The 22,050-nt window shown below is 49.1% G+C and carries 25 protein-coding genes and 2 tRNA genes; 20 read left to right on the top strand and 7 right to left on the bottom strand.

Annotated elements, in window-relative coordinates; translation table 11 throughout:
• Window positions 1–305: 305 nt before the first annotated feature.
• Both AOA63_RS19330 and AOA63_RS08650 read right to left on the bottom strand, forming a co-directional pair.
• A complete protein-coding gene (locus AOA63_RS19330) occupies window positions 306–737 on the bottom strand; it encodes a hypothetical protein (protein ID WP_139061532.1) in 432 nt (143 codons plus the stop codon).
• A 140-nt stretch (window positions 738–877) separates the two neighbouring features.
• Window positions 878–964: transfer RNA gene (locus AOA63_RS08650), tRNA-Leu, on the bottom strand.
• Window positions 965–1,064: 100 nt separating this feature from the next.
• On the opposite strand from AOA63_RS08650, the gene AOA63_RS08645 reads away from it, so the two are divergent.
• The 12 genes from AOA63_RS08645 to dapB all read left to right on the top strand — a co-directional run bounded on the left by AOA63_RS08645 (window position 1,065) and on the right by dapB (window position 11,190).
• A complete protein-coding gene (locus AOA63_RS08645) occupies window positions 1,065–1,475 on the top strand; it encodes a cytochrome c maturation protein CcmE (protein WP_053959315.1) in 411 nt (136 codons plus the stop codon).
• A 26-nt stretch (window positions 1,476–1,501) separates the two neighbouring features.
• Window positions 1,502–3,526, top strand: a complete 2,025-nt coding sequence (locus AOA63_RS08640) for a heme lyase CcmF/NrfE family subunit (protein WP_242848374.1) — start codon at window positions 1,502–1,504, stop codon at window positions 3,524–3,526.
• A gap of 232 nt (window positions 3,527–3,758) precedes the next feature.
• Window positions 3,759–4,559 carry a hypothetical protein gene (locus tag AOA63_RS08635; protein WP_053959313.1) on the top strand — a complete coding sequence of 267 codons (801 nt, stop codon included), beginning with the start codon at window positions 3,759–3,761 and terminating at the stop codon, window positions 4,557–4,559.
• Complete coding sequence (ccmA, locus tag AOA63_RS08630; RefSeq protein WP_053959312.1) at window positions 4,556–5,296, top strand: heme ABC exporter ATP-binding protein CcmA; 741 nt, start codon at window positions 4,556–4,558, stop codon at window positions 5,294–5,296. Before AOA63_RS08635 ends, ccmA begins: the two co-directional genes overlap by 4 nt.
• Window positions 5,274–5,954, top strand: a complete 681-nt coding sequence (locus AOA63_RS08625) for a heme exporter protein CcmB (protein WP_053959311.1) — start codon at window positions 5,274–5,276, stop codon at window positions 5,952–5,954. Before ccmA ends, AOA63_RS08625 begins: the two co-directional genes overlap by 23 nt.
• Window position 5,955: 1 nt before the next feature.
• Window positions 5,956–6,663, top strand: coding sequence for a cytochrome c biogenesis protein (locus AOA63_RS08620; protein WP_053959310.1), 708 nt, complete (start codon window positions 5,956–5,958; stop codon window positions 6,661–6,663).
• 67 nt (window positions 6,664–6,730) lie between these two features.
• On the top strand, window positions 6,731–6,955 hold the full coding sequence (locus tag AOA63_RS08615) for a hypothetical protein (protein WP_053959309.1): 225 nt from the start codon (window positions 6,731–6,733) through the stop codon (window positions 6,953–6,955).
• A gap of 99 nt (window positions 6,956–7,054) precedes the next feature.
• A complete protein-coding gene (locus tag AOA63_RS08610) occupies window positions 7,055–7,762 on the top strand; it encodes a hypothetical protein (protein WP_242848301.1) in 708 nt (235 codons plus the stop codon).
• Window positions 7,763–7,914: 152 nt separating this feature from the next.
• Window positions 7,915–8,304, top strand: coding sequence for a cobalamin B12-binding domain-containing protein (locus tag AOA63_RS08605; protein ID WP_053959308.1), 390 nt, complete (start codon window positions 7,915–7,917; stop codon window positions 8,302–8,304).
• Window positions 8,304–9,263: a methylmalonyl Co-A mutase-associated GTPase MeaB gene (meaB, locus tag AOA63_RS08600; protein ID WP_053959307.1), complete on the top strand. Its 960-nt coding sequence runs from the start codon at window positions 8,304–8,306 to the stop codon at window positions 9,261–9,263. The genes AOA63_RS08605 and meaB overlap by 1 nt, the downstream gene beginning before the upstream one ends.
• A gap of 5 nt (window positions 9,264–9,268) precedes the next feature.
• The gene (locus AOA63_RS08595) at window positions 9,269–10,432 is read left to right on the top strand and encodes an acyl-CoA dehydrogenase family protein (protein WP_053959306.1); all 1,164 of its coding nucleotides are present in this window, start codon (window positions 9,269–9,271) and stop codon (window positions 10,430–10,432) included.
• 8 nt (window positions 10,433–10,440) lie between these two features.
• Window positions 10,441–11,190 (top strand): 4-hydroxy-tetrahydrodipicolinate reductase, encoded by a 750-nt coding sequence (gene dapB / locus AOA63_RS08590; protein ID WP_053959305.1) that lies wholly within the window; start codon window positions 10,441–10,443, stop codon window positions 11,188–11,190.
• Here the strand turns inward: dapB and AOA63_RS18920 are convergent.
• Window positions 11,174–11,344, bottom strand: coding sequence for a small, acid-soluble spore protein, alpha/beta type (locus AOA63_RS18920; RefSeq protein ID WP_082343844.1), 171 nt, complete (start codon window positions 11,342–11,344; stop codon window positions 11,174–11,176). The genes dapB and AOA63_RS18920 overlap by 17 nt on opposite strands.
• Window positions 11,345–11,451: 107 nt before the next feature.
• Between AOA63_RS18920 and cysK the strand changes: the two genes are divergently transcribed.
• From cysK to AOA63_RS08575, 3 genes are read left to right on the top strand one after another with little or no spacing between them, the layout of a single operon-like run.
• Window positions 11,452–12,381, top strand: coding sequence for a cysteine synthase A (gene cysK, locus AOA63_RS08585; RefSeq protein ID WP_053959304.1), 930 nt, complete (start codon window positions 11,452–11,454; stop codon window positions 12,379–12,381).
• Between the two features lies 1 nt (window position 12,382).
• Window positions 12,383–12,844, top strand: coding sequence for an RrF2 family transcriptional regulator (locus AOA63_RS08580; RefSeq protein ID WP_020373771.1), 462 nt, complete (start codon window positions 12,383–12,385; stop codon window positions 12,842–12,844).
• The gene (locus AOA63_RS08575) at window positions 12,845–13,762 is read left to right on the top strand and encodes a LysR family transcriptional regulator (RefSeq protein WP_053959303.1); all 918 of its coding nucleotides are present in this window, start codon (window positions 12,845–12,847) and stop codon (window positions 13,760–13,762) included.
• A 147-nt stretch (window positions 13,763–13,909) separates the two neighbouring features.
• On the opposite strand, the gene AOA63_RS08570 is transcribed toward AOA63_RS08575, so the two are convergent.
• Both AOA63_RS08570 and AOA63_RS08565 read right to left on the bottom strand, forming a co-directional pair.
• Window positions 13,910–14,338, bottom strand: coding sequence for a ribulose bisphosphate carboxylase small subunit (locus tag AOA63_RS08570; protein ID WP_053959302.1), 429 nt, complete (start codon window positions 14,336–14,338; stop codon window positions 13,910–13,912).
• 18 nt (window positions 14,339–14,356) lie between these two features.
• Window positions 14,357–15,802, bottom strand: a complete 1,446-nt coding sequence (locus AOA63_RS08565; protein WP_053959301.1) for a form I ribulose bisphosphate carboxylase large subunit — start codon at window positions 15,800–15,802, stop codon at window positions 14,357–14,359.
• Between the two features lie 377 nt (window positions 15,803–16,179).
• On the opposite strand from AOA63_RS08565, the gene AOA63_RS08560 reads away from it, so the two are divergent.
• Window positions 16,180–17,421, top strand: coding sequence for an MFS transporter (locus AOA63_RS08560; RefSeq protein ID WP_139061531.1), 1,242 nt, complete (start codon window positions 16,180–16,182; stop codon window positions 17,419–17,421).
• Window positions 17,422–17,529: 108 nt separating this feature from the next.
• On the opposite strand, the gene AOA63_RS08555 is transcribed toward AOA63_RS08560, so the two are convergent.
• Together AOA63_RS08555 and AOA63_RS08550 are read right to left on the bottom strand one after the other, a co-directional pair.
• Window positions 17,530–17,739 (bottom strand): hypothetical protein, encoded by a 210-nt coding sequence (locus AOA63_RS08555; protein WP_053959299.1) that lies wholly within the window; start codon window positions 17,737–17,739, stop codon window positions 17,530–17,532.
• 108 nt (window positions 17,740–17,847) lie between these two features.
• Window positions 17,848–17,924: transfer RNA gene (locus AOA63_RS08550), tRNA-Pro, on the bottom strand.
• 127 nt (window positions 17,925–18,051) lie between these two features.
• On the opposite strand from AOA63_RS08550, the gene AOA63_RS08545 reads away from it, so the two are divergent.
• From AOA63_RS08545 to AOA63_RS08530, 4 genes are read left to right on the top strand one after another with little or no spacing between them, the layout of a single operon-like run.
• Window positions 18,052–19,119, top strand: a complete 1,068-nt coding sequence (locus AOA63_RS08545; protein WP_053959298.1) for a glucose-1-phosphate thymidylyltransferase — start codon at window positions 18,052–18,054, stop codon at window positions 19,117–19,119.
• A gap of 33 nt (window positions 19,120–19,152) precedes the next feature.
• Window positions 19,153–19,623 carry a dTDP-4-dehydrorhamnose 3,5-epimerase family protein gene (locus tag AOA63_RS08540; RefSeq protein WP_053959297.1) on the top strand — a complete coding sequence of 157 codons (471 nt, stop codon included), beginning with the start codon at window positions 19,153–19,155 and terminating at the stop codon, window positions 19,621–19,623.
• Window positions 19,624–19,639: 16 nt separating this feature from the next.
• Complete coding sequence (gene rfbB, locus AOA63_RS08535; RefSeq protein ID WP_053960661.1) at window positions 19,640–20,677, top strand: dTDP-glucose 4,6-dehydratase; 1,038 nt, start codon at window positions 19,640–19,642, stop codon at window positions 20,675–20,677.
• Window positions 20,674–22,047: a Mur ligase family protein gene (locus AOA63_RS08530; protein WP_053959296.1), complete on the top strand. Its 1,374-nt coding sequence runs from the start codon at window positions 20,674–20,676 to the stop codon at window positions 22,045–22,047. Before rfbB ends, AOA63_RS08530 begins: the two co-directional genes overlap by 4 nt.
• The last annotated feature ends 3 nt before the right edge of the window (window positions 22,048–22,050 follow it).

Below are 22,050 nucleotides of genomic sequence, written 5' to 3'. Positions count from 1 at the left end.
GGACTCAGCTGATGACGACGAGCGACTCATGGCGCATTTTGCGTGTCTTGAGCTTCTCGAACAATCTGTTGTGTGAATTCCGGTGAATAGGTTTGACTCATCGTGTACATTCTCTCCTCTGAACTGATAATAATCCAACCAGGAGAGATCGCGATTGTCTCGTCTTCTTAGGGGGCTTAAAAGTGGCAATCCTTCTTTGACTGGTATCCTCCGGATGTGCATTCGCAGATCTGGGTCCGAGCGGTGCAGGCATTTGTGGCCGAGGTGCGGGTCAGCGCGGATCAAAAGACCGCCTCCGTGACGTTTCAGGTTCCCGTCTTGGCTCCGGAGACGATGACCCAGTGGATGGAGTCCTGGGTGCAGGCGGACCGTCCGATCCCCGCCGTGCAAGACCTGGGAGTGCCAGTCTTTCCGGTGACTCTGACGGATCGTCCCATCGTGCGCTCCCGCATTCGGTCCGCGATCCGGACTCCCGAGGGCACCTGGCAACGTCCCCGGCCCCGTCTGGCCCAGACACCGCACGAGATCCCGACATCCCCCGCCCCGCCCGCTGTGCCCACGTTTCGTTTGCGCAAGCCTCGGAAGGACAAAGGCCAGCGGCATCGGCCCCATAAATCGTAAAGTGCGAGCACGTCCTCAACCGTGTGGGCCAACCGGATGGGATGGTGTCGGGAGGGAGCACCATCGTCAACGATGAGGTCCATGCGCTGGTTGGGGGGATACCCAACACGCCCCATCGCGCCACATCCCGGATCGCAAAGTTTGAGCCACTGCAGGAACAATACAAAAAAACCGATATCACCATAGACTTATGGTGTCGGGTTCTTAGTTTGATTTTCCCCAAGATAAGTTGTGACGATGTGGTCAAATAGGTTTATGGTGCCGAAGGTGGGATTTGAACCCACACGAGCTATTGCTCACGGCGCCCTGAACACCGCGTGTCTGCCGATTCCACCACTTCGGCAACGTCGTCACTCTGACGTGCAAAAATTAGTGTATCATCTTCGTCTAAGTTGTGCAACATGAGAATTAAATACATGTTGTGAAATGGGTGACGGAACCAGTTGGCCACATCGAACAAACTTAAATTGCAGGTAGGCAGTGCGGTAATTGCTGTGTCACTTGGCTATCTTCTCGTCCAAGGAGCCCACAATTTCTCCAATTATTTCCTCACCGTCAAACAATATGAAGACAACCTCCGCCGCTTTTCGGATCAAACAGTGCGTGTCCAGGGCACTTTGCAATCTACCAGTGTGCGCTACAATCCCAAGACCAGTACTTTGCGATTTGATTTGGTATCAAATGGGGCGAAATTGCCCATTCTATACCAAGGGCCGATGCCAACCGAACAATTCAAAAATGCGAGTGCCATTGTTAAAGGATATATGGAACCGGGTGGCATTTTTAAGGCTCAAAAGTTAGAGATTCAATGCCCCAATCATTACTCGGCTGCACCCACAGCGAGAAACCCGTAAAGGGAAGGTGACCTTTAGCCGTGACTATGCCGGAATTGGGACGGTATGCGCTGGTTTTAGCTGGCGGCAATTCCCTGTATATCGTAATAAGCGGAACATGGAACAGGAGACTTTGCAATCCGCAGTTAGCGGAAAGTGTACGAGGAGCGGTGCTCGCTGTGGCTCTAGCTCTCACCACAGCGGTATTCACGTTAGAATATCTGCTGGTAACCGGTAATTACACGGTTCAAGCTGTCTATAATCATTCCGATCGTGCGTTGCCGCTGCTTTATAAAATGGGAGCGTTGTGGGGAGGCAATTCCGGCTCAATCTTGTTTTGGGCCTGGATTTTGTCCTTATATACCGTCGTCGTAACACTGCGAGGGCGATGGCAAAGTCCCTTGACCTCGTTGACGAGTTTGTATTTAACAGGCCTACTGCTATTTTTTACAGGAATGTCTAATCTCGTCGTGAATCCTTTTCGGATGATTGGTGGCCATCCTGCAGACGGTGCTGGTCTTGACCCCTTATTACAAAATGTGGTGATGAGTATTCATCCTCCTGCGATGTATATAGGATTGATTGGTATGGCCGTTCCCGCAGCATACCTGCTGGCTGCATTGTGGACGCGCGCTCCCATGGATCAGTGGGTCGGAATAGTTCGACGATGGACTTTGTTCGCTTGGATGTTCTTATCCGCGGCCATTGTTCTCGGAGGAATGTGGGCGTATATGGAACTTGGGTGGGGCGGCTATTGGGAATGGGATCCCGTAGAAAATGCATCGCTGATGCCATGGCTATTAGCCACGGCGTTTTTGCACTCGCTACAAGCCCAGGAAAAACGGGGAATCCTGCGGGCATGGACAGCGATTTTGGGTGTCGGAAGTTTCCTTTTGACCGTGGTAGGAACCTACATTACTCGGAGCGGCATTTTAAAGAATTCGGTTCATTCATTTACTGGTACCGGAGTAGGTCCCTATTTCTTAGCTTTGTTAATCCTGATTGGACTCGGCACCTTCTTCATTCTTTGGTCACGGCAAGATGTCCTTCAAGGGCATCTGCCAGAAAATGCTCCTGATCTCACTTGGTCTAAAGAAAGCGTGTATCGTTTAGTTAATGTTCTTTTTAGTAGCATTGCCGTCATTGTCCTTTTCGGCACTTTTTATCCGGTTCTGTCCCACGCATTGATGGGGACTACGATTATTCTCACCCAAGAATATTTTAACCGGCTCACCGTCCCGCTTTTCTTAATGCTTGCAGTTCTTTTGGGAGTGGCACCAGCAATGGGTTGGAGGCGTACGCACTTCGCACAGTTTTGGCATCACATGCGAACACCGTTGCTGGTTGCACTAGGCGTGGGTGTTGTAGCTTATCTCAGTGGATTTCATGCCATTGCGACTTGGCTTGCGATGATTATTGTGGGATTCGCCTCGACGTCCATGATTCAAGAATTGGTCAGGGCTGCCAAGAACCGGCAAAAAGCGCATCATTTGGGCTGGCAGCGTTCCCTGGCACAGGCTATTAGCCATAATCGCAGGCGCTATGGAGGATATTTAGCCCATATTGCATTCTTGCTGATTATTTTCGGAGTGGCAGGCTCCCATACTCATAACATCAAAATCACAACCACTTTAAAACCGCATCAACAGCTGTTTCTCGGTGGATATAAGATTGCATACCAAGGTATGACCATGGCCACAGGACCGGGATATCAAATGGTGCAGGCTAATTTGTTGGTGCGTTACCACGCTCAACAATTTAGAGAACAGCCGGCTCTCGCTTTCTTCCCCGGTTCAGCCCAACCCGTTGCAAAGGTCGCGATTCATGGTGGGTGGATGAAGGATTTATATTGTGTGTTCGAAGGCAGTCCTGGACAACAAGAAGCGATTTTGCACATTTTTATTAACCCCTTTGTGCGCTTTATCTGGACCGGAATGTACATTCTCATTGGCGCGACGTTGTTGTCACTAGGCGGTCGGACCACTAAAGAGCGCCAACGATCCCGGTCCCTTGTCGATATTACTGGGATGAGGGCGAGTTCTTTGAGTGTGAAAGGACGTGATCCGTTTTAATGGCGGCATTTCTTGGGATAATGCTTACTATTGCCATGTCCGCTCTTTTGATTCTTCCTGCGGTAAGAGGATCCGATAAGTCCTCAGACAAGTCCTTCATAAACAGCGAAAGCGAAAGAGTGCCTGCAATCTATTGCCCGCTGTGCGGGCAACGCCGGTTGTTTCGCAGAACATGTTCACATTGCGGAAAGGAAAGCACACGAAGACCATGAAAAGAATAGGATGGCTGGTAATGGCGACGGTGGTGGTGGCAGCGGGATTCCCTATGCGGGTTTTGGCTAAGCGTTTGCCAAAAGCTGTGGCGATGGAAATGGTGATGATGATACCCCTTCATCATCACTTAGCCATTTATGAACAATGGGTGTTTTCACACCCGCCCAAAGAGGTCATGATGGGCATTTTGCCGGACGCAACGCATTTGCGTGGCGTAGGAGCCCACATAGACTCAAGAGCTCCCCATGACGTCATCATCACTGCTCAAGAAAATACGTGTGCCGTCCGCTATCAAGTGCCTTGGAATGGTCGTTCAGGTGCTTATATGCTTCCGAGTTATGGGAACACCGGTGCCGTGGTCCTTTTAGTTCCGCCTTCCTTAGCGATGCCGGCCGTATTAAATCCGTCGTTAGTGTTTAACGGGCAAGGGCGGATTCCTCTGTCGAAGAAGGTTTTAAGTCCTGTCTTTAATGAATATGTTACCTCCCATCTCATGGCGGGATCGGATTTGCCCTTAATTGTGGAACAGGATGTGAACCAAAATTCCCCGCCTTCAACACTCTTTGCCGGACATCTTTATCCCCGCATTGGTCAAGGGTTCCAAGTCGCCATCGCTGTGTTGTCCGCAATGGCTATCCTCCTGGCCCTTTATTGGCGCAAGCTTTTTGGGCTAAACATTCAATCTGAGCAAAATGAGGCGGTGGCTAACTTCCATACAGAGTGGCATCCCCGTGTAGTGGACGATGCAAGTACTCCCGGGCACATGCGGCAAGGGCAGGATCATACCCGCTTACTTAGGAAAGGAACAAGAAAGCCATGATGCAAGCACCACGCTGGGTAATACAAGCTGAGCACGTGGGAAAAATCATTGCGGGCAAAGCCGTTCTGCAAGACGTCTCTTTTACCTTGGCACCCGGAAAATGTTTGGGGATCATGGGTCCGAATGGGGCAGGGAAAACGACGTTGTTGAATATTTTAAGCGGATTGTGGCATCTGTCTTGGGGAGATTTGTGGCGTTTTGGCGTAAAAGTTGGGAAAACAGGCCAAAGTGATCCGCGAATTGGGTATATAGGACATCAAACCATGGTCTATCCTGAGCTTACGGCTCGTGAAAATTTACTGTTCCAAGCACGATTGTGGGGACTATCTCATCCATCCCAACAGGTTAATACGGTATTGGAGCAGGTAAGATTATCATGGTTTGCACACGAAGTGGTGCGTACCTATTCCCGCGGGATGAAACAGCGTCTTCAAATGGCGCGCCTGTTGTTAATCCAGCCGGAACTCATCTTATTAGATGAACCCTATACGGGACTCGATTTGGCGGGGCGGACCCTTTTCCAAGGGATTCTGACCCAGCGCAAAGAGAAAGGTGCTGCCATCATCCTGATTTCCCATCAAATAGACGATGTCTTACCTTTAGCAGATGCCATAGCCATTTTAGCTCATGGGCAATTTGTGTGGTGGTCTTCCGTCCATGCTCATTCGCAAGAAGATCCCAATTTCTTGAACACATATACCAAGTGGGTCACAGATGAGGTGCATTGCTATCCGTAAGTTCTGGGTTATTGTGTACAAAGATTTGTTGTTTGAGTGGCGGAGCAAAGATTGGTGGCTAGGCATGGTCACTTTTGTCCTAATGGTGCTTTTGGTCTTTGCGTTTGCGTTTGATTCGTTGAATCAAGTATTACGCCAGATGTTTCCGGGTATGTTATGGATGACATTTCTGTTTACGGGAATATTAGGGATCAACAAGGCCTTTCAGCGAGAGGAAGCGGAAGATACATTGACGGGATTGTTTTTAGCACCCGGAGACCGATTGGCCGTGTACGCAGCCAAAATGACGGTCGCATTCCTCTTTATGTTGGTGACTGAACTCATCAGTATCCCAGCATTTTTTATCATATTCGATGAACGTGTAGCCATGCATGTTGGAGGTTTTTTCGCCATATTGGTGTTGGGGGCTTTAGGAATGGTAGAAATCGCCACATTATTGGCCGCGATAAGTATTCACGTGAAAAATGGTGATATGCTGTTAAGCTTGTTAGTCATTCCTTTGCAAATCCCGGTCTTAATTATGGCGGTTCAAGCCACTGCCGGGGTGCTGATGCCAAATCCACCCCATCTAAGCCTGTGGATTCATGGACTGATAGCCTACGACCTCATTTTTCTGGCTTTAGGGCTCATGCTATCGGATTATCTGTGGGAGGTGTGAGATGGATCCATTAAGAAAACAGCTGATAAGAGAGAACGCCTTCATCCTTGCCTTGCCTCTGGTAGTAGGAGCACTCTATGCTGATTTGATTTGGAGCCCAGATGACCGGGTGCTAGGAGCGAGCCAGCGAATTTTCTATTTCCACATGGGTGCGGCCGTCGTCGCAGCGATAGCTTTTACCCTCACCTTTGGCGCCAGTCTAGGCTATCTATTGATTAAAAATCTCAGGTGGGATCATATGGCTGCGGCATCGGCCGAAATCGGAACCGTTTTTACGGCCATGGTGTTGTTTAGCGGGATCTTATGGGGGAAAGCAGCATGGGGAGTATGGTGGACATGGGATCCCAGGCTGACTTCCACCCTTATCCTCTGGGTACTCTTTGCCGGATATTTATTGTTGCGGGAATGGTCAGATGATCCTGGCAAGCGGGCTACCTATTCGGCGGTGTTAGCGATCGTGGCTTATATCGATGTGCCCATTGATTATATGGCGGTGCGCTGGTGGCGTTCGGTGCATCCTGTTGTCATTACGACGCAAGGGATCCACATGGCCCCCAAGATGATCGATGCCATGCTGTTATCTATGGTCGCAATGATGGCGATCTTTGTCATGTGGATGGTTATTCGCGTGCGCTTATTAGACGCCGAATCGCGCCTACGACAAATTTATCAAAGAAGACATCAGGTGTTGCAAGAGCCTCCTTCATAATGAGGCACCATTCCACTTGGGGCTTGTTTCCTAGGTTATGTAAAGAGATATTAGGGAGGGGAAAACCATGGTTATGACACCAATAGAAAAAATGTACCTGTGGTTTATGTTCGCTGCTTATACGGGATTATTCCTAATTATGTTTGGATTTATGGCCAAAATGTTAGGAAAAACACGACAGTTAATTACTGAAGTCAAGCGTCTAGAAGATCAATGGGCCTCAATGGATTCAACAATTAGGACGAATGTCCCCCCTGCAGTTGCGCCAAATGTCCCTGGTCCTGAACTCTAAAACGATCTATAACAATATCACACGTTGATTTCGTGCTATAACTAAATTGGCATGATGACGTAAAGGGTGTTGGGTGAGTGTAGTCGCTGAAATCATTGTATGAACTTTTTGAGGAAAGAAGGCATGTTATTTATGGTGGAGGGATTATTCTTCGCTGCGGCATTATTGGCGGCTTTATTTGCACTTGCCTTATTGCAACGATACCGAGAGCGCCGGGCACCTTTTTATTTGTGGTGGGCGATTTCCTTCGGCCTCTATACTGTAGCTTATCTTGCGGAGGCGACGACGGTTCGTAGCCAATGGACCTTATTCACATACCAACTTTATGTGATTGCCTCAGCCACTTTAGTTGGTGCAATGTCTGTTGGAACAACCTATTTGGCGTTTTCAAAGCGGGTTGGTAGCATTTATGCGACCCTGATTGTGTTGTTGGCCGTGGTATTGACGATTTCTGTGTTTGCCACCCCACCCGTGATTCGCGGTTCGTGGCTGGCCCTAAACGGTGGAAAAGGCGGAATTGTGGGCTTAACCCAAGTTGTTTATATCATTATGGCTTCGTTAGGCGGGACGATCGTGTTGGTGGGGGCGTTATGGTCGTGGTGGAAAACCCGCCGCTATTATAATTTGTTGATTGCCGCTGGCGCTTTAGCTGCTGGGGTTGGCGGCACCTTGGCTTCGCAAGGTGTTGCCTTAAGTATTTTGCCGGTGATGAATATTGTCGGTTTAGTGCTGATATTCTTAGGGTACGTTTATTCCCGGTCGTCCCAGCAAGGACGGTCTTCGACAAAGGTTGCTAAAGGCGCGTAACAATCTTTCTGATTTGCCTGAGAAGAAGTCATTTTATTGTCTTCTTCTCTTTTTTTATGGCGAAGATGATAAACTGGTTATGACCTAAAAGTGTGAGCACATCCGGATTGATACCATATACTGTCAGTACCAAATGATGAGGAGTGAATCTCATGATTCGCGTTTTAGTGGCCAAGCCCGGACTGGATGGTCATGACCGAGGTGCCAAAGTGATAGCGCGCGCCTTGCGGGATGCGGGAATGGAAGTCATTTACACCGGTCTTCATCAAACACCCGATCAAATTGTAGACGCAGCGATTTCAGAAGATGTGGATGTCTTGGCCATATCCATTTTATCCGGGGCCCATCCCACACTTGTGCCCCGCATCACGAGTTTATTGCGCGAAAATGGTGTGAATGATATGCTCGTGCTTCTTGGGGGCATTATTCCCGATGACGATATCCCTCTGATGTTGGAGGCGGGAGTCCACCAGGTGTTTGGGCCGGGAACCGACACGGGGGATATTGTGGAATATATCAGGCAGCATGTAGGAGAACGCTAATGGATGTGAATAGTTTATATGAAGGGATTGTCGCGGGGAACCGGCGTGCTCTCGCTCGCGGCTTGTCTTGGATTGATGAAGGGAGTGTACGTGGCAAGGAATTGGCTCACCGGTTGTTCGCGCATACGGGTCATGCTCGCGTCATTGGGATTACGGGAGCGCCTGGAGTGGGGAAGTCGACGTTAGTCAATGCGCTTGCCCTAGAACTGCGAAAACGTCAAAATACTGTGGGCATTCTTGCGGTGGATCCCTCGAGTCCGTATACGGGCGGCGCGATCTTGGGAGACCGCATCCGCATGCAGGAATCCGTGGATGACAAGGGCGTGTTCATGCGTTCTTTGGCGAGCCGGGGCCATGTTGGCGGCTTGTCACGAGCGGCATTTGGAGCGATTAATCTTTTAGACGCGGCGGGATTTGATACCATTTTGGTGGAGACGGTGGGGGCTGGTCAGGCTGAAGTCGATATCATGCGTTACGCCCAAACGGTGTTGGTGGTCTTAGCACCAGGCCTGGGTGATGATATTCAAGCCATTAAAGCCGGGATTTTAGAAATTGGCAATGTGTTCGTTGTCAACAAATCTGATCGCGATGGCGCTGAACTCACTGTGCGTTCTCTCAAAGGATTATTAAGCCTGAGCGGGGAGAATTCTTCGTGGACGGTGCCTATTATCAAAACCCAAGCCGATCGTTTTGTTGGGATAAGTGAAGTGATTGAGGCCATTGATCAACACCAAGTCTACCTGCGTGAACATAATCTATTAGATAACCTCCGTTACCAACAAGCGGAACACATACTAAAGCAATCTCTTGAAGACGTTATGGTGGCAATCCAGTCTGAGATGGATCATCAAGGGCTATGGCGCCAAGCCGTCATGGACATATTGTCAGGAGAAGATTCTACGATGGAAGCCAAAACATTGTTGACTCAGTGGCTTAAGACCAGCGCACAAGGAGAGTAAGACTTATGGCTTTGAGTATATTAAATGAAGAAGAGAACGCGATACGCGATGCTATTTTTGAACTCGTACAAGGCACCATTGCTAAGCGCTCGCAAGAATTTGATCAAAAGGCCATTTTTCCTCGTGAAAACATTGAACTCCTTGGTCGTCAAGGCTATTTGGGGATGATTGTGGATCCGAAATGGGGAGGAGCTGGTGCCAGCTACCTGGCACAAACGCTGGTAGTCGAAGCGATAGCTGCAGCTGATCCGGCTACGGCTGTTATTTATGAAGTACATAATTCTTTGCATATCGAAGGGATCTGGCGTTTTGGAACGGAAGAACAAAAATCACGCTATCTTCCCGAACTATGTCAGGGAAAGACGATTGGAGCTTTTGCCATTACCGAAGCTGAGTCGGGGTCTAATGCGGCCAGTATGCAAACCCGTGCCCTGCGATTGGAGGATGGGTATCACTTAACAGGTCGGAAGATGTTCATCACCAGTGGAGGAGAAGCAGACCGTTACATCGTCTTTGCGACTCTCGACCCTGCTCGTAAAGAAAAGGGCATTACCGCATTTATCGTACCGAAAACTGCGACAGGTTTACGCTTTGGACCTCCCGAGGATAAATTGGGAATCCGGGCGTCACGAACCTCGGAAATGATCTTAGATGATGTAGTTGTGCCGGTAGAGGACCGGCTTGGCGAAGAAGGGCAAGGATACGACATCGCGCTATATCTTTTAGACGGCGGGAGAATTGGAATTGCTGCACAAAGCGTGGGAATTATGACAACAGCTTTAGAACGGTCCTTAGCTTATGCACGCCAGCGCAAACAATTTGGGCAACCGATTGGACACTTTGAAGGCATTCAATGGCGGCTAGCCGATATGGCGACGGATTTACATGCAGCCCGCTTGATGACCTATGAGGCCGCCAGACGGCGCGAAGAAGGTCCAGCTCAGCGGCCATTGTTCGCAATGGCCAAGTTGTTTGCTTCGGAAAAAGCGGTTCAACATGCCGCCGATGCTATTCAAATTTTTGGCGGATATGGTTATATGCGAGAATATGGGGTGGAGCGTCTCTTGCGCGACGCCAAGGTGACAGAAATTTATGAAGGCACCTCAGAAATTATGCGGCTAGTCATTGCGAGCCGACTCTTAAAAGAATATGACTTAGGTAACATTTAGGGGGATTTATGACGACACCAATTCCAGTGGTATTAGCCGGAGCCAGCGGAAAAACCGGTCGAGAAGTGGGAAAAGCGATATATCATGCGGATGATATGGACCTCATTGGAGCAATTGCTCAACATCATGCGGGCAGTATGCTCAAGGATCTTTGGGCGGAACCTGTCCCTTTGGTCGTGCAAGAATCTCTCGCTCAAATTCCAGCATCTTATGCGGTTTTAGTGGATTTTACAGAACACCAATCGTCATATGAGCGCATTTGTGAAGCAGTGTCCCGCGGGTGGGACATTGTGGTAGGCACGACAGGATTTACTGCAGAGGAACGGGACTCAATCACGCAGTTGGTGGTTCGTTATCAGGTGGGAGCTGTTTTGATTGCTAATTTTTCTTTGGGTGCATGGGTGATGGAGCAGCTGGCCAAACAGGCTAGCCATTACTTTAAAAAAGCCGAGATCTTAGAAGCGCATGCCGACACCAAAAAAGATAAACCATCAGGGACTGCCAAACGAATGGCTCAGTTATTAGCAGACTCGTGGGAGACTCCAGCCGATACGATTCCTGTGCATGCCTTGCGCCTGCCAGGGATGGTGGCCCATCAAGCGGTAGTGTTTGGCGCCAGTGGACAGATATTGACTTTACGACATGATGTCCATGACCGCAGTGCTTATGCCGCCGGGGTGTTAGCTGCGATTCGTAAAGTGCGAACATTTTCAGGGCAGGTGGTGCAGGACTTTGGACGGATCATGGATCCGGATTAGTCTTATCGGCTTGTTCAGCAATGCGGCGCGCGGTATCACGAAATTGCTCACGCATGGGCTGACGATGAATTCGCAGTTCTTTAAGGATTTCTTCGCGCAATTTGTCTAATGCTTGCGACGCTTCGGGAACAAGTAATTTTTTTCGTGGGGACATGGGAATCCTCCTTGATTAATAGTAGAAATAGTGTGTCACACGGGCTATGATATAATGAATGCGAGAATGGTTATCGTATTTCCAGTTTATGGATAAGAGGGTGGCGTATGCGAACCTTTGAGTCGGTTTGCGATTTAATTGGAAGAACTCCACTGGTTAAGCTTCAAAAAATATCTGAATTACGAAAATGTTTGATTTATGGCAAGCTAGAATCGTATAATCCGGGGGGCAGTGTGAAAGATCGTATTGCCTTAAATATGGTGTCTCACGCGGAACGAGAGGGGATCTTGCGACCTGGCGGCGTGATTATTGAACCCACCTCAGGAAATACTGGGGTGGGATTAGCTATGGTAGCCGCTAAACGCGGTTACCGGTGTATTCTCACCATGCCAGATACCGCATCCATTGAGCGCCGGTTATTGTTTCAAGCCTTTGGCGCGGAAGTAGAATTGACGCCAGGCAAATTTGGCATGGTCGGAGCAATTTCCCGGGCCGCCGAATTAGAAAAAGAAATTCCTGGGGCGATTAGTTTGCATCAATTTGAAAATCCGGCCAATCCAGAAATTCATCGGATGACCACCGGGCCCGAAATTTGGGAAGATACAGAGGGCATGGTTACGGCGGTTGTGGCCGGCATTGGAACGGGTGGAACGATTACGGGCATTGCGCAATACTTAAAAGAGCGTAATCCGGCCATTGATATTATTGGAGTCGAACCTGCTGAGTCGCCGGTGATTTCGGGTGGCAATCCCGGGCCACACAAAATCCAAGGTATTGGGGCCGGATTTGTTCCCAAAACCTTAGATGTTTCCCTGCTCGATTATGTCATCCCGATTAGCAGTGAGGAGGCATTTCATACGGCTCGTGATCTGGCCCGGTCTGAAGGATTACTCGTAGGGATTTCGAGTGGCGCGGCGATTGCGGCAGCCAATGAGTGGCTTATGCAGGAAAATCGGGAACATGCTACGATTGTGGTGATTTTACCGGATTCGGGAGAACGGTATTTGAGTACGGCGCTATACCAAGAGGAGGGCTAATGTGTTTAAACTATCGTCCGGATTCAAGTCAGGTCTCCGTATTCTGGCTTTACTCGGCGAGAGTCCTTTAGGGACGCCAGTATCTATTAGTGTGATGACACCTCGGCTCGGATTATCCGATAAGTATTTAGAGCAATTATTGATGATATTAAAACGAGCCGGGTTGGTGCGGTCGACGCGGGGAGCAAATGGGGGCTTTACCTTAGCGAGACCTGCCGAAGACATTTCGTTACTCGACATTATGAAAGCCCTACAAGGTCCTATCGAATTTTGCGATTGCGGGCATCAGGAATGCCAGGATTGTGTGCGCCCAGAAATTTGGAAAGCGTTAGAGTTGTGTGTGGGAAATACTTTAGCCAGCATTTCTCTAGCGCATTTGATTTCTCAAGAAAGCTTCCATGTGATGGCACACTCGGTGGTGTTGCCTGATGCGCCCGTGTGGCGAGATGGGGCGGGGATTTAAGTGAATGAGGAACCGCATTACGGCACGTTGAATCTCCACCATCTCAAAGTATTTCAGACGGTGGTGCGGCATTTAAGCTTTTCGCGTGCGGCCGAAGAATTGCTTATCAGTCAATCGGCTGTGTCCATGCACGTTAAAAGTCTGGAACGCGCTGTGGGTTTGCCCTTGTTTGAAAAAGTCGGGCACCATATTCGTTTGACAGCAGCGGGAGAATCATTGTGGTCTTATAGTCAAAAGATTTTTGCGCTCATGGAAGAAACCCAGCAGGTGATGAGCGCTTTAAAAGGTGGCAATATCGGCCAACTGCGGGTGGCAGCGGACACGACGGTGGGGGTTTATGTGGTGCCGGAGTATTTGGGGCAATTCCGGCGCATGTTTCCCCAAGTCGCCATTATGTTGGATGTCGCCAACAGGGCTACGGTGATGGAGCGCATTGCGGCCCGCGAAGCCGATTTGGCCGTAATGGGACAAGTTCCCGACGATGTGGCCGAATGGGATGCTACGCCTTTTATGGAAAATGATTTGGTGGTGATTGCAAGCCCCGACCATCCCTTGGCGCAGAAACGATTCATTGCCGCCGAAGAATTGGCACATGAAGGTTTTTTGGTCCGCGAAGTGGGATCGGGAACGCGGGCAACCATGGAACGGTATTTTAATCAAGCAGGCATTACATTTCGCGTGAACATGGAACTGGGAAATAATAGCACAATTAAGCAAGGTGTGGCGCACGGGTTAGGAATTGCCGTGATCTCCCGTCGTGTGATTCAACTGGAACTAGAGTCCAAACGTCTTGTCATCTTGCCGGTTGAAGGCTTTCCACTCAAGCGTTACTGGTATGTCGTGCACTTACGGGGACATTATTTGCCACCGCCCGCCAAAGCGCTAAAAGACCTGCTCCTCCAGCAGGCCCGGGTTTAAGATAATCATATCCATCCGAATATCGCCTTGCCTCGTGGTTTGGCCGTGTTGCTTCACGATGTATGGATGAAAGATGGCTTATGACGGTTGTCAAACGTCCCATAACAAAAAACAGCCCAACCGGGCTGTTTTTTGTGGAACGGACGCTTAGTCGGTGAAGCGTTCGCCTTTAGGCTTATCCGTGGCATAGCTGTGGATAGTGTAATGAAGCTGACGGTCGCGACCTTCTTGACGGATTAAGCCAAAACCGGGATCGTTCGCTGGACGGTTTACGATGAAGGACATCCGTAAGGACTGCCGACCGCGAGAGGCGTCATAAGCATTTAGCCGAATATAGTGATTCGGATAGGCCTTGCGACATTCGTTAACTTCGTAGAGAATGGCCGCGGCATCTTTTTGGTCAAACATCGGCATACCCCACATCTCCCAATACGTGTTCCGTGGATGGGGATCGTCAGTAAATTCCACACTCATCGGCCAGTTGTGATCGAGAGCATATTCAATTTGCAACTTGATTTCGTCATCAGTGAGTGGGGGAAGATAGGAAAAGGTTCCCTGGGTCAGGTGAAAAGCCATCGATAGTGTCCTCCTTATTTATACACTGGGTGTCGGTAAAACATCCGGAGTGTCTGTGGATTCGTAGTTAAATGTGACATCTTTCCACACGTCAAGGGCTGCTTGTAGCGACGGAGACATTCTCGCCGCTTTTTGAAGGATTTCGGGACCCTCATTGAGGATATCTTTGCCTTCGTTGCGAGCCTTGATCATGGCTTCTAATGCCACGCGGTTGGCCGTTGCCCCTGCGGAGATTCCCATCGGATGACCAATCGTTCCGCCACCGAACTGCAAAATGACATCTTCACCAAGGTGGTGGATTAACAAGTGCATTTGTCCGGCATGGATTCCCCCGGAAGCGACGGGCATGACACCTGGCATGGAACCCCAGTCTTGATCGAAGAACAAGCCTTCTTGGAGGTTCATTTCAACCTTGGAATCGCGTAAGGTCTTGTAATAACCGTGGATCATGTTGGGATCGCCTTCCAGTTTACCGACAATGGTTCCGGCATGGATATGGTCAACTCCCGCTAAACGCATCCATTTAGAAATGACCCGGAAAGACACCCCGTGCGTTTTTTGACGCGTGTAGGTGGCGTGGCCTGCCCGGTGTAGGTGAAGCAGCATTCCATTTTTACGAGCCCAATTGGCCATAGACTGAATGGCGGTGTACCCGACTGTGAGGTCGATCATGATGATGACACTGCCTAAGTCGCGAGCAAATTCAGCCCGTTCATACATATCTTCCATTGTGGCAGCAGTAACGTTCATGTAGTGACCTTTGACTTCACCCGTTTCGGCGGCCGCGCGGTTGACACCTTCCATGACATAAAGGAAGCGGTCACGCCAGCGCATGAAGGGCTGAGATCCAATGTTCTCGTCGTCTTTGGTAAAGTCTAGTCCCCCACGAAGCGCTTCATAGGCGACACGACCGTAGTTGCGTGAAGACAACCCTAATTTGGGTTTAATGGTGGCACCAAGTAAAGGCCGTCCGTATTTGTCGAGATATTCCCGCTCCACAACAATTCCGTGAGCTGGGCCCTGGAAGGTCTTGATATAATGAAGGGGTATGCGCATATCCTCTAAACGCAAGGCCTTTAACGGTTTGAAACCGAATACGTTACCAATAATAGATGAGGCCAGGTTGGCGATAGAGCCTTCTTCAAAGAGATCAATTGAGTACGCAATGTAAGCAAAATATTGGTCAGTTCCAGGAATCTGATCTACGCGGTATGCTTTCGCCTGATAATTGTCATAGGCAGTAAGACGGTCAGTCCAGACAACAGTCCATGTCGCTGTGGAGGACTCTCCGGCCACTGCAGCCGCGGCTTCTTCCGGCGAGACGCCTTCTTGTGGAGTGACGCGAAATACGCAAATGACATCGGTTTCTGACGGTTCGTAATCTGGGCGCCAATATCCCATTTCACTATATGGGGTGACCCCAGAGGCCCAGCGGCTTTTCTTTTTGTTCTCAGTTGAACTCATGAAATTTCCTCCCTTGAAATAAAAGCGCGAATTCAGACAATTTAGAGCGTTGCTAATTGGGTGGTAAAGGTCTATGTGATAAGAATAACGATCTCAGAGGTATTTGTGAAATATGGATTGGATTAAAGATACATAAATATTTATTTATAACATCAAAAACATGAAGATATAGTTGATGTTAAATTTCTGGCATCCCCCATAAAACGGCATGGGTCATGGTTAACGAGAAGAGTTATGGTAGAATGCTTTTATTAGAATGACATGCGAAACACTGTCTAGGAGGGGATGCCGATGGATCAGACCATGCCCCTCCTGGTTTTGACTCCCCCTTAAATCTCTCGCTCCCACACTGAACTATGAAAATTTAGCGGGGGATCATGATGCGTTATTTGCGCATATTTCAGATCCCAGCATTTGCTCGCTATTTTCTCGGTGACACCATCGTCCGCCTAGTGGAGCAGTGTGTACAGCTTGCATTGCTCTGGTTCTTGGCAACTAGAGGTCACTCTCCAGCAAATCTGGGATGGTATGTATTTTGGAGTACGGCGCCCGCTATCATTGGCGGACCGCTAACGGTGAAACTGTTTCGCTATTGGTCTATCAGGCGTGCTATGGTTGTCGACCTTGTCAGCCGGGCGCTGGGTTATGGAATTTTGACGGAGATCATTGCAATCCATGAAGACGCGGTGAATTGGACCGTATTTGACGGCGTGGCTTTTTTGAATGCGCTCACATTTATGGTGACGAATGCAGGTGGACCCAATTTATATGTGCATTTGGTGCCTGAACCATGGGTCTCGACGGCACTTTATAGCGAGCAAATTGGGTGGAATCTTGCAGTATTGCTAAGCCCTTTATTAGCGGGTGTGATGGTGAGCCATGTCCCTGTGATATTATTTGTGGGCAGTGCTGCGGTCATATTAGTTCTAGCGGCCTTTAATTTGGCAACCATTTCCCTTATGACTAAGGGGACAACCGCGCATTCTGATCAAGATTCGGCTATCATATCGCGACCGATATGGCGGCTAATCCTGGGCAACCCCGCGATTTGGATATCAACGGCCGTGTTTTGGGGGATGAATGTGGCCCAAGGGATGCTCGTGGTGTTATGGCCTTTAATTGTTTCGCATGATTGGCATGCAGACGGTACACGATACGGACTGTTGTTGACCTTAGAAGCAAGTGGAGGTTTTTTCGGGAGCATCCTTCTTCCCGTATTACTGCGCAAGGGCTCAGCCATTCATCGCCTATTATGGAGTGATGCGGCTGCGGGCATGGTGATGATAGCGATTTGGAATCAGATGGATCATGCCAAATGGATTTTGCCAGTTATGTTCGTCCACGCATTTCTCGCCGCGGGGGCAGCGACTTGGGCTCTTCAAATTCGCTATGATGGAGCACCCAGCCAACAACGCCCTGCTCTGCTGGCTTATATTAGAAGCTTTCTTCAAAGTGCTGGTCCCTTGGGCGCGATAATAGCCGGAATGGGATGGCGCAGCACAGGGATTCACCGGTTATGGCAAGAAGTTATCGTCTTACTTGTTGTGTTCCCCGTTCTCGGTCTGAGCAGCTACATGCTGCTTAACCAGCATAAAACGTGTTTTCCCCGGGTGAATTAACAATCTACACTTTTGGGAGCGGAGATAGCAGATACTCCGCTCCCTTAAACATGACATGTCTGTTCTAAGACAGATCATTATTAACGGTATGTAAGCTCCGAACCCGTCTCATTCCGATAAACCTGCAGTCCACTTAGCCCATAAACCCGTCGAAATTTCCCGTGAACCTGGCAATATGTTGTTGCCTAGGATATCTTCGTTCGATGTTTCGGTCAACGGGCGCCATTTCCCGCATTGTTCGTTTCGAAGAGAAATGCGCACGACATACTTGTTTTTGGCGCGTTTGGTAATATTTTTTTCTTTGGCGATGGTGATCATGCCTTTGGATCCGGTGCGGCGAACTGCTTCGGATTAAAAGTCTTGAAGCGATCACTTTTATTAAAGATGATCGAAATGGTGGAAAAATCTGTGTGGAAAGAATTTAAGTGGTCGGAGAGACAGGATTTGAACCTGCGACCTCCTGCTCCCGAAGCAGGCGCGCTACCAAGCTGCGCTACTCCCCGACGACCGCTAGTAAGTATAGCGCTTGAGGCCGTTATATGTCAAGATAAGATGAATAAGCGCCAAAAACGTGGTCAAATACGAGTGGGATGGATACAATAACAATGGTCATTTAAAAGGAGTCGATTTATGGAACTCAAAGGGCTGCTACTGGCCGGTGGGACGGGCAGTCGCTTACGTCCTTTAACCTATACCGGGGCGAAGCAACTTATTCCTATCGCCAATCGTCCGATTTTACATTATGCGGTCGAGGCGATGGTGCAAGCAGGAATAACGGATATTGGCGTTATTGTCGGAGAAACAGGGGCGGCTATTCGCGAAAGTCTGGGGGATGGTCAAGCCTTTAATTGTCATTTTACATACATTGTGCAAGAAGCACCACTGGGATTGGCACATGCGGTCAAAACCGCTGCACCGTTTCTTGCGGATGCTCCTTTTCTCATGTTTTTGGGCGACAATTTATTGCGAAGCGGCCTCGGAACACTTGTGGATCGATTTATGTCGGGGCGTTATTCCGCATCCATTTTGCTAACCGCGGTGGATGATCCCCGGCAATTTGGTGTGGCAGTAGTCGAAAATGGTCGCGTGACGCGTCTGGTGGAGAAACCGAAAAATCCCCCATCCCATTGGGCTTTGGTGGGAGCTTATTGTTTTCAACCGGAAATTCACGAGGTGATTGCGACATTAAAGCCGTCGTGGCGAGGCGAATATGAAATTACAGACGCGATCCAAGCATTAATTGATCAAGACCGGATTGTGGATGCCACCTTCGTTGACGGGTGGTGGAAAGATACGGGACGACCCGAGGATGTCATCGAAGCCAACCGCTTAGTTCTTGAGGATTTGGTGCCGGCGGTGCAAGGACATGTGGACAAAGAAAGCGAAATTGTTGGCCGAGTTTATATCGCTCCAACGGCCCGCATTGAGCGAACGACAATTCGAGGCCCCGTCGTGATAGGCGAAGGCGCTGTGATTCGCAATACTTATATCGGCCCTTATACCACCATCGGAGAGGGGGTCATCATTGAAGAAACAGAAATTGAAAATAGTATTGTTCTTCCCGACAGTGTGATTCAAAGAGTTGCCGAACGCATTGATCAATCCTTAATCGGGCGTGGGGTTAGGGTGCAAGGACGAAACGAGCGTCCTAAAGCTATGCGACTGGTTTTAGGAGACCATAGTCGGGTTGATTTATAACAAAAAATGACATAAAAAGGCTTAGGAGGTATCATGAGTACTTTTGGAACCATTGAAGGAGTGGTTGTTAAACAGCTCGTGCGTCATCCTGACGACCGCGGGTTTTTTCAAGAAATCTTACGGGATGATGACCATCTCTTGCGCAAATTTGGTCAAGCCTCATTGTCCATGAGTTATCCCGGCGTTATTAAGGCGTTTCACTATCATGAACGGCAAGACGACTTGTGGTTTTTTCCCGTAGGATCGGCGCAAGTGGTATTATACGATGCTCGCAAGGATTCTCCCACTTACGGCATTACTCAAGTGTTGTATCCGGGAGAAGACAATCCCCAACTCATAGTCATTCCAGTAGGTGTGGTCCATGGATATCGAGTACTGGGAAACAAGCCCCTCATGATCGTCTATTTCACCACTGAATCCTATAATCCCGCCCAACCTGATGAAAAACGGTTGGCGTGGAATGATGAGACCATCGGATTTGATTGGACAACCCAATATCGATAAGGAAGAAGCGACAGCCATGCGTGTCATGATAACAGGAGGACTCGGCTTTATCGGGTCTCAAATGGTTCGTTACTTGCTTGAGAATGTCCCTGACATTCATATTATTAATGTCGATGCGTTAACATATGCAGGAAACTTAGAAAATCTGAAGGAGTATGAAGACGATCCTCGTTACCAATGGGTACATGCATCCATTGGGGATCGGGCTACGCTCGAGGGCATTCTCGCTGATAATTGCGTGGACATCATCATCAACTTTGCCGCCGAATCGCATGTGGATCGCTCGATTCTTTCTGCAGCACCATTTGTAACCACCAATGTCTTAGGCACGCAGGTCTTATTGGAACTGGCGAGAATCCATCATGTGAAAAGATTTCTCCAAGTTTCTACGGATGAAGTCTATGGGAGTTTACCCCTTGGGGGCAGCCATTGGTTTTCCGAAACATCTCCTTTAAATCCCAATAGTCCTTATGCTGCGAGTAAAGCGGCTGCCGATTTCTTGACGTTGGCTGCCTTCCGCACGTACGCTCAGGATGTCGTCATTACTCGTTGTTCAAATAATTATGGTCCCTATCAATTTCCTGAAAAGCTGATACCCTTATTCATTACCAATGGATTAGAAGGGAAAACCTGGCCGCTTTATGGTGACGGGAAAAACGTCCGCGATTGGCTTCATGTGTCTGACCATGTCAGAGCGTTATGGATGGTCGCCCTTCAGGGGAAAAGTGGGCAGATTTACAATATCGGAGGACATAATGAGAAATCGAACCGGGAAGTGGCCGAAGCACTTGCTGACATTTTGCATCTGCCCTATTCGGTTATTACCCCGGTAGCAGATCGGTTGGGACATGACCGGCGATACGCGATTGACTCCCAGAAAATCACCAAAGAACTAGGTTGGCATCCACAAATTGACTGGGAGCAAGGCTTATGGGATACCGTTCAGTGGTATAAGGATCATGAAGCGTGGTGGAAAGCTATTAAAACCGGTGCCTATTTGGAATATTACCAACAACAATATGGCCCGTCGAGAAAGGACTCACCTAGCGCATGAGGTTTTTTCTGGCCGTTTGGATAGCGCGTATTGTTGGTTGGGTAAGTCGTTTGACGGGCCGAGGCGGCAGTTCCCTGCCAGGTCTCATTGCCCGCCGCATTGATCCGCAAGTGTTTAAGCGCCTGGCTAGAAAAATGCCTGGCGGTGTCATCTTGTTGACCGGGACTAATGGCAAAACGACTACGGCGGCGATTGCCACTTTTCTATTGCGCAAGAGTGGACGCAAGGTCGTAACCAATCAAGCCGGGGCAAATTTGATTCTCGGATTAACCACAGCGTTAATTCAGGCTAGTCGCTTGCGATTATATCCCAAGGCTGACCTTGCCTTGTTGGAGACTGATGAAGCCACGATGCCCAAGGCTGCAGAGGAAAGCCAGCCGAAAGTGATAGCTGTCACCAATTTTTTTCGGGACCAGCTTGACCGTTATGGTGAATTATCCACGACGGTGAATTTCGTCAAAAAAGGGATTGAGAAGCTCGATCCAGAAGGATGGTTGGTCTTAAACGCCGATGACCCACAAGTGGCATTTCTAGGCGCATCCTATTCCCGAGTTCTTTATTTTGGCGCCGACTTGTCTGTCTATCCAACACCCCAAGGCCACCATGATATTCAAGATGCCCGGTTTTGTCCCAGCTGTGGGCACGAACTGCGCTATGTTCGACAATATTATGCCCACATTGGCGATTATTACTGTCCTGCCTGCGGTTTGAGACGTCCTATACCAGATCTGTTATTGGTGGATTGGCAAGGTATTCACGGAACTCTTCGGATCGATTATCGTGGAGAACAAATTCGTGTACCGATGCGCTTGCCAGGGTTATATAATGCCTATAACGTGATGGCGGCAATGGCTGTCGCTTTACTCTTAGGCGTAGAGTTGGACACAGCCGCCAACTCACTGGGGAGCTTTCGCCCAGCGTTTGGGCGAATGGAAGAAGTATCGATTGAAGGCAAAGATGTCTGGTTAGCACTCGTGAAAAACCCAGTGGGATTTAACCAAGTGTTACAAGCCATCGACGAGGATAGGCGGCCTTTGAAAAGTCTTTTGTTTATCATTAATGATCGTTATGCCGACGGGCAAGACGTATCGTGGCTGTGGGATGTCGATTTTGAACGTTTTGTCCAACCGCACTGGCATGTATGGGTTAGTGGCATCCGGGCTCGGGACATGGCTGTGCGGCTTTTATATGCCGGGCTTGATACTGGAAGCATACATGTCATAGAAAAACCTGAGGCAGCGTTGGAGGATTTAATACATCATAGTGCGCCGGATCAAGTGAGCTATATCTTGCCGACGTATACAGCACTCTTGGAAATTCGCAAGTACCTGACAGATAAAGGGTATACGCGACACTTTCGGGAAGGGTAGGAT

Origin of the sequence: Sulfobacillus thermosulfidooxidans, assembly GCF_001280565.1 — a bacterium.
Lineage (GTDB): Bacteria > Bacillota > Sulfobacillia > Sulfobacillales > Sulfobacillaceae > Sulfobacillus > Sulfobacillus thermosulfidooxidans_A.
Note: the sequence above shows the minus strand (reverse complement) of the source record. Positions and strands in the feature narration are given on the sequence as shown.